Genomic DNA, 7,328 nt, shown 5'->3' with positions numbered 1-7,328 from the left:
TCCGTATCTGGAGGAGGAACTCGACCTCAGCGACCCCTAGGCCGCACGGCTGTTCTTCACAGGGGCGGCGGTTCCCGCCGCGTACCATGTGACGGGCGATCAGGAGTGCCCCGAGGTGGAGCGGCACGCGTTGTACTACTCGGCTCGGAAGGGCTGCGGGACGCGTCTTGCGCGGCTGCTCGCCCGGCAGGACGAGATTGCGGCGGACGACCCGCGCAGCCCGGTCTGCGGCAGCACGATCTTGCAGCGCGACGAGATCGCGGTGCGGCTGATCGACGTACGGGGCGGTCTCGGCACGGACCGCGTCCTCACCCGCGGTCTTCCGGACCCCCGGCAGGCAGCAGAGCTGACCACCATCCTCGACGGTACCGCACTCAAGAGTGGTGACCTCAAGCACTTCCTCATGCTTGCCCGCATGGCGCTCATCACCGACCGCCGGTCGTCACCAGCCATCTGCCCGCCGGCCGCCGTCTGGACTTCGCCGGGTGGACTGCAAGCACCCGGCAGGCGGGCGTGACTCCTGGTCCGAGTTCCTCGACCGCGCGCGGGGCTCTGAATAACGCGGCCAGGGCATGGGGGGCTGACCTGACCGACACAGAGGGTCTCCTCCCAGCCCAACTGCGGGTGCCGATTATTACGTCCGCGTTGTTCAAGCGGCATGTGCGTACTTGTGGAGGAGGCCGCCGGGGCGAGCACGTCGATGGATGTCCAGCCGGTGGAGTTGGCCGGGTTCGGTGATCGGTTCGGGAACTGGCCGCAGGGGTGTCGCGCTGTGCAGGCTGCGGTGCGGCCGATGCTGGTTGTAGAACGACTCGAACTCGGTGAGCAGGTGGGGCAGGTTCCAGATCAGGATGCGGTCGAGGAGTTCATGTCTGCAGGTCTGCGCCCAGCGTTCCATGATTGAGTTCATGCGGGGCACGCGGATGCCGGTGGTGACGATCTCGATGCCCTCGGCCTCGAAGACGGCGTCGAACGCACGGGTGTGCTTGCTGTCGCGGTCCCTGACGAGGTGCGTGACGGTGGCGCCGGTGTCCTGGAGGTCCATGACCACGTTCCTCGCAGCCTGGGTCACCCAGTCCGCGGTGGGATGGGCGGTCGCGTCGAGGATGTCGATGCGGCGGTTGACGTGCTCGGTGACCGTGAAGACGTACAAGCTCGCGCTGTTCAGCGTGGTGGCGGTGAAGAAGTCACAGGCCAGGATCGCGTGGGTCTGGCCGCGCAGGAACGCGGCCCAGGTCTGACGGCTGCGCTCGGGCGCCGGTTCGATCCGGTGCTGCCTCAGGATCTCCCACACCGTCGAGGGTGCGACCTTGATGCCGAGGGCGGCGAGTTCGCCGTGGATGCGCCGATACCCCCAGGAGCTGTTCTCGCGGGCCAAGCGCAGGACACGAGAGCCTGGATGGTGCGCTGGGTCGGCGGTCTGCCTGACCGCTTGCGACGGAAAGCGTCGGCCTGGCACGGCGCATCAGGTCTCGGTGCCACAGCAGGATCGTGTCCGGTGAGACATTCAGGTGAAGCTGCCGCAGCTTGGGCCTCGGGAGCCGGTGGAGTAGAGCTGCCAGGTAAGCGCGGTCCGCCGGGGTAGTGCGTCGCCTGTCGATCTGCCGCTGAAGGATGGCCAGTTGATGCCGCAGCGTGAGAATCTCGATGACCCTGTCAACATTCGGGTCTCCAAGGAGATGACCAGCGTCTGGGTCAAGACTCTCGGTCTCAGGCGCCTCGACTCGTAGCGCGACTCCGTCGGGGATCTTGAGATTTGTCGGTGCGACGGCTTGATCAAGCGGCATGCTCGGGACGGTTTGAGACCCAGGCGTGTCGCGAGGTGTTCCATGTCAGTCCGTCCCTGTGGGCGCAGATAAATCATCCGGCCTGGTCACGCGGCATGTTGGTACTCGCGTAGGGTTCCACCGAGCCGGTCTCGTCGGCGTACCTCCAGGTGTCTGATCTGCGCGGTTCATTGATCGGCGTGGGGTGGTCGTCCGGATGAGCGCCGGGCAAGACGGCGCGGGCGTGCGCGATCCGGTAGCCGGTGATATAGGCCGTGTCCGCCTGCTCGTCGGCGAGATTACAACGCAGACGGAAAGCGCGTGAGTCGTTGGCTGGTCGAGGTGCCTCGGACAGTTCACATATCCGAGGTTCCTCGACCAGCCATCTGCGCCGACAAGTGAAGACCCGAGAGGAACTCAGGAGGTGGCGCGAATATCCTCCCACAGTGGCGTCAGCCGCATGAGCTGCTCGTCTCGCCAGCGAACCCGTTCTTCCCATCGGTCGAGTGGGAGAAGAGTGCGACGCTGGCGTACCGCGGTCGACACGAGGTCTGGCGTCCATGGGTCGTTCTGACCGCGCTCAGCGCCCATTCGTGCATACGCGGGTCCCATCTTCTCCGCGTGTGATTCAAGGCCGCCGCGGGTGTTGAGGTCGACGGTCTCGAACGGACCGATGAGACTCCACCGGCGCCCGAGACCACTGCGGACGACTTCGTCGATCTCGTCAACGGTCGCAACCCCGTCCCGGACCAGGCAGTAGGCCTCACGCAGTACCGCGCCTTGAAGACGGTTGAACACGAAGCCTTCCGGTTCATGGCTGACGGTGATCGGGCGCAGCCCTGCGGCGGTGTAGACGGCGCGGGCGCGCTCGACAGCTGACGTCGCAGTTGCGGAGGAAGGGACGAGCTCGATCACCGGGACGAGGTACGGCGGGTTGCCGGGGTGACCGACCAGGATCCGCTCCCCCAGCCCTTCGGGCAGGTCCGCTGCGATGAGACTGGGACGTATCGCTGAGCTCGAGCTGGCGAACACCGCTTGACCAGGCGCGCTCTGGGCCGCACGCCGGATCAGGTCCTGCTTGACATCCACCCGCTCGGGGGCGCATTCCTGCATCAGCGCCACCCCCGCGACTGCTTCCGCCAAGTCACGGGCGAACGTGACCCGCGCACTGACAGCGTTCGGATTCTCGACGAGGCCGTGCACGGACAACTGGTCGAGGCGATCGGAGAGTTCATCGTGGGCGCGCTCCAGAGCGGCCGGGTACGGATCCCACACCCGGACCGCGTGCCCGGCCCGTGCGAAGACGATCGCGAAGGCGACCCCGATGGAGCCGGCGCCGGCGACGGCGACCGGCTCCATCGGGCCCCTTGTCGGTGTCGTGGCTTTGCTCGTCACACCGACCACCAGGTGCGGTCGTTGTCGTAGCCACGCTGCAGGATCTCGACGACGGACTCGTGGGTGAGTTCGCGCGGGTTGTTGGCCGTGAGGCGGGTCGCGAGCATCGCCTGGTCGGCCACGTAGGAGAAGTCCTTCGGGTCCAGGCCGAGCGTATTCAGGTCGGTCGGGCAGCCGACGGTCTCCAGCAGCGCCTCGACACGGGAGATGCCGGCCTTCGCTTGGTCCAATGTGGTGGACTCGGGGTCCGCGGCGCCGAGCAGCGCCCCGATCTCGGCGAATTCCGCGATCCGGGTCGGAAGGTTGAAGCGCATCACGTACGGCAGGAGGGCTCCGACGCCGAACCCGTGCGAGGTGTGGGTCAGCGCACCGATCGGCGACTGGATGGCGTGCGCCGCGGCAGTGCCGGCGGTGTTGATGGCCATGCCTGCGTTGTACGCGGCCAGCATTGTCGCGGAGCGCGCTTCGATGTCGGACGGGTCGGCGACCACGCCTTCCATGGACGAGTTGAGCAGAGTCAGGCCGCTGCGGCAGAAGATGTCGGTCAGCGGGTTCTTCCCGACGTAGAGATGGTTGGCCAAGAACTCCGACGTTACGTCCTTGACCCGGTCGGTGAACGTCTCGACCAGGTGAGTCAGTGCGTCGGCCGCCGTGGCCGCGGTGAGTGCCGGCGGGCAGGAGATGGTGAGCTCGGGGTCGATGACGGCGGCGTACGCCTCCAGGTGTGGGCTGGCCACGCCGACCTTCATGCCCTTGTCCCGGTCGAAGACGACCGAGATACAGGTGACCTCGGCACCGGTACCGGCGGTGGTGGGTACGGTGACGACCGGAAGTCCGGGGCCCGGGACGAGGAACTCGCCGTAGTAGTCCCGAACGTCGCCGCCGTGTGCGAGGACGGCAGCGGACACCTTCGCGAGGTCGAGACAGGAGCCGCCGCCGACCGCGAGCAGCGCGTCCACGTCGGCGTCGCTGTACCGGTCGACGACGGTGACTACGTTCTCGCGAGGCAGGTCCGGCTCAGTCTCAGAGAACACCGAGACCGTGATCCCTTGTCTTTCGATGGCAGTCACCATGTCCTTGAACTCGGTCACCTGTGCCATACGGGCGTCAGTGACGACGAGGACGTGCCGTCCGATCTCGGCAAGGAGATGGGGTAGGTGGCGCCGCTCGCCGGGACCGAAAAGAACGGTCTTGGGCTGGCGCAGGACGCCGATGGAGGCGACGCACGTGGTCACAGGCCTGCCTCCGTCTCGTCCACGGTGATGGCAAGGTACTTGGGCTCGAGGAACTCGTAGATCGCCTCGTGTCCGCCTTCGCGGCCCAGGCCGGAGGCCTTGATGCCGCCGAACGCCGCAGCGGGGTCGGCCATGATGCCGCGGTTGATGCCGACCATGCCGAAATCGAGGCGCTCGCTCACGGCGATGGCGCGGTCCACGTTGCGGGTGAACACGTACGCGGCAAGCCCGTAAGTGGTGTCGTTGGCGACCTTGACCGCCTCGGCGACCGAGTCGACGGTGTAGATCGTCGCGATGGGGGCGAACAGCTCCTGGTGGCACAGGTCGTCATCCGCCTCTGCCACCGAGAAGACGGTCGGCTCGAAGAAGAATCCGTCGCCCGGCACCTCGTTCCCCCCGGTCAGCAGGGTGGCGCCGATCTCGGAGAAGCCGTTGACGAGCTCCCTGACGGTGTCGCGCTGTTGGGCCGAGATGATCGGGCCGACCTCCGTGGCCGGGTCGAACCCGTCGCCGACCTTCAGCTTCTCGGTCAGCGCGACGAACTTGGCCGTGAACTCTTCCGCGACGCGGCTGTCGACGATGATCCGGTTGGCCGCCACGCACGCCTGACCGGCGTTGCGGAACTTGCACACGATCGCCTGCTCGGCCGCCAGGTCGAGGTCGGCGTCATCGAGCACGATGAACGGACCGTCGCCGCCGAGTTCCATCGAAGCATTGGTGATGTTCGCGGCCGCCTGGCTCAGCAGAGTGCTCCCCACACCGGTCGAGCCGGTGAAGCTCACCTTGCGCAGACGGTTGTCCGCCATGAGCGCCGCCGACACCTTGGACGAGGTCGTCGTGTGGACGAGGTTGACCACGCCCGCCGGGAAACCGGCGTCGTGCAGCGCCTGCACGGACAGCGCGCAGGTCAGGGGAGTCTCCTTCGCGGACTTCACCACGACCGTGCATCCGGCAGCGAGCGCCGCGCCGGCCTTGCGGGCGATCATCAGCAGCGGAAAGTTCCACGGAGTGATGAGAAGGCAGGGGCCGACCGGCTGGTGGGTGGTGACGACGCGGTAGGCGCCTCGGGAGCCGTACGCGTAGGTGCCGTGAAGGTGGGCGATCTGCTCGGCGTACCAGAGGAAGAAGTCGGCCGAGAGCTGGAACTCACCCCGCGCCTCGCCCAACGGCTTGCCGCTCGAGCGGGGTTCCCGCGGCGTAGTCGGGCACCCAGTTCAGGTCCGCGCCGAGGGTGAGGAGCTGCTCGGCAGCGCGCCGCTGGCCCACGTTGCAGGCGTGCCAGAACGCTTGGGACATGTCCTCCGAGGTGGGGTTGGTGGTGTCGATGAGGTGCTGTAGGCGGTCGAGCATGCCGAGGGCTGCGGCGTGCCACAGTTTGTCGACGCGGAGGCCGCGGGCGGCGAGGAGGGCGGCTACGTGCCAGCAGGCGTAGCCGATGGCGTTGTCGAGTGGGGTGCCGATGGAGCCGTCGGGCGCTTCGATGTCGGCGCCTACGTCGATCAGGGCGGCGGTGACGTCGGCGTCGTCGCTGCTGGCGGCCCAGTGCAGCGGGCTCTCGTCGCCGGGGTTGAGGGTGTTGGGGTCGGCGCCGGCAGCCACGAGCAGCCGGGCTATTTGGGGCCCGTTGGGGAAGTAGCCGGGCCAGTCGGTCACGACGTGGAGGGCGGTGCGGGTCTTGAACGGGCCGCCGAGGGGTCCGGTGATGAGCTCGGGTGTGCTGGCGACGATGCGTTGGACGGTGCCGATGTCGCCGGCCTGGATGGCGGATACCAGCTCGGCCGCAAGGCCGTGTTCGGGGGTGTCCACGTCGATACCTCTCGGGCGGCTTGGTGCTGAGGGTGGGGATGCCGTTGCATACGCTCTCACCTGCGTGGGTGATCTATTCGCTGGGCTCCGGCGGAGTGAGCTGTGCGGCAGGCTCCGATGCTGTCAGCAGGGTGCCGAAGATGGAGCGCCCCGGTGCCTCGGCTTGGGCCTGGGCGACGGCCTTGCCGGTGTGGCCGGGGTGCTGTTCGGCCCAACTGCGAGCCGTGCCGGGGCTGGTGAAGAAGTTCAGCGCGCCGCAGGCAACGTCGGCTGCGGGGCCTATGCAGGGGCGCTGGTCGATGTAGACCACGGCGGTGGTCGGATGCCAGGTCATGCGCCCCTGGGTGGAGGTGACAGTGATGGTGTCGCCGGTCACCGGGTCGGTGGAGGTGATCACGGCGTCGGTACCGAGCATGTCCGGGATGCCCAGCGCGTCCACCGCGCACATCGACCACGCCTCGATGCCGCCGGCCAGCCGGACCCGGTGCCTGGTGGGCGCGGTGGAGAAGGGGTAGGCGGCCCGGATGCGGCCGTGGTCGTCGAGGGTGATGAAGTCTTCGGCCGCGAGGTCGGCCAGGACCTCGGTGGCGGTGCGCCCGTGTGTGGCGGCCGCGGCGTGTAGGTGGTCTGCCGAGGGTGCTTCTCCGGTGGCCGCGAAGTGGCGCAGTACGGCTTGCTGTACGGCGCGCAGCGCACCGGCCACGGGTGCGAGTCGGCCCCGGCCGCCGCGGCCGGCCGCATCCATCGGCGGACACTCGCAATCCGCGGTGCTGTCCGCGGCGTTGAGCGCTTCCCGCAGATCGCTGACGCTAGGTGCCCCGTCGACCCGGCCGTCCGATTCCCGGTACAGGCGGCAGGACAAGGAGGGCGGGGTGCCCGGTACGGCGAAGGGGTCCACTCCATTGATCAGGACGGTGGGCGAGCCGGTCATCCCGAGCCGGGCGGCCTGCTCCTGATCGGCAACCTTGACCAGCTCCGCGTCCACTCTGCGGCCGTCGAGGGCGCGCGCAATCCGTTCCTCGACCACCGGGGCGTTGGGGCAGTCGGCACGGTCAGCACCGTGATGCGTATGACAGCGTCCTCCCAGCTCAGTACCTCTCGATGCGACGGTAGACGTTCCAGTGCG

7 protein-coding genes are annotated in these 7,328 nt (G+C 67.9%); 1 reads left to right on the top strand and 6 read right to left on the bottom strand.

Annotation, left to right across the window (positions count from 1 at the left end):
* The first annotated feature begins 115 nt into the window (after positions 1-115).
* Positions 116-517 carry a hypothetical protein gene (locus VXC91_RS40445; RefSeq protein WP_329512358.1) on the top strand — a complete coding sequence of 134 codons (402 nt, stop codon included), beginning with the start codon at positions 116-118 and terminating at the stop codon, positions 515-517.
* 132 nt (positions 518-649) lie between these two features.
* Here the strand turns inward: VXC91_RS40445 and VXC91_RS40440 are convergent, their stop codons facing one another.
* The 6 genes from VXC91_RS40440 to merB form a co-directional block, all read right to left on the bottom strand.
* Positions 650-1,378: an integrase core domain-containing protein gene (locus VXC91_RS40440; protein ID WP_329512357.1), complete on the bottom strand. Its 729-nt coding sequence runs from the start codon at positions 1,376-1,378 to the stop codon at positions 650-652.
* A gap of 805 nt (positions 1,379-2,183) precedes the next feature.
* On the bottom strand, positions 2,184-3,125 hold the full coding sequence (locus VXC91_RS40435; protein ID WP_329512356.1) for a 3-hydroxyacyl-CoA dehydrogenase: 942 nt from the start codon (positions 3,123-3,125) through the stop codon (positions 2,184-2,186).
* A gap of 32 nt (positions 3,126-3,157) precedes the next feature.
* Positions 3,158-4,396 (bottom strand): iron-containing alcohol dehydrogenase, encoded by a 1,239-nt coding sequence (locus VXC91_RS40430; protein WP_329512355.1) that lies wholly within the window; start codon positions 4,394-4,396, stop codon positions 3,158-3,160.
* Positions 4,393-5,562, bottom strand: a complete 1,170-nt coding sequence (locus VXC91_RS40425; protein ID WP_329512354.1) for an aldehyde dehydrogenase family protein — start codon at positions 5,560-5,562, stop codon at positions 4,393-4,395. The genes VXC91_RS40430 and VXC91_RS40425 overlap by 4 nt, the downstream gene beginning before the upstream one ends.
* A complete protein-coding gene (locus tag VXC91_RS40420) occupies positions 5,543-6,202 on the bottom strand; it encodes an ankyrin repeat domain-containing protein (RefSeq protein ID WP_329512353.1) in 660 nt (219 codons plus the stop codon). The genes VXC91_RS40425 and VXC91_RS40420 overlap by 20 nt, the downstream gene beginning before the upstream one ends.
* 73 nt (positions 6,203-6,275) lie before the next feature.
* The gene (gene merB / locus VXC91_RS40415; RefSeq protein WP_329512352.1) at positions 6,276-7,229 is read right to left on the bottom strand and encodes an organomercurial lyase; all 954 of its coding nucleotides are present in this window, start codon (positions 7,227-7,229) and stop codon (positions 6,276-6,278) included.
* Between the last annotated feature and the right edge of the window lie 99 nt (positions 7,230-7,328).

The sequence above is a fragment of the Streptomyces chiangmaiensis genome, assembly GCF_036281785.1.
GTDB classification, from domain to species: domain Bacteria; phylum Actinomycetota; class Actinomycetes; order Streptomycetales; family Streptomycetaceae; genus Streptomyces; species Streptomyces chiangmaiensis.
The sequence above is the reverse complement of the archived record's forward strand: the minus strand, read 5'-3'. Positions and strand labels throughout refer to the sequence as shown.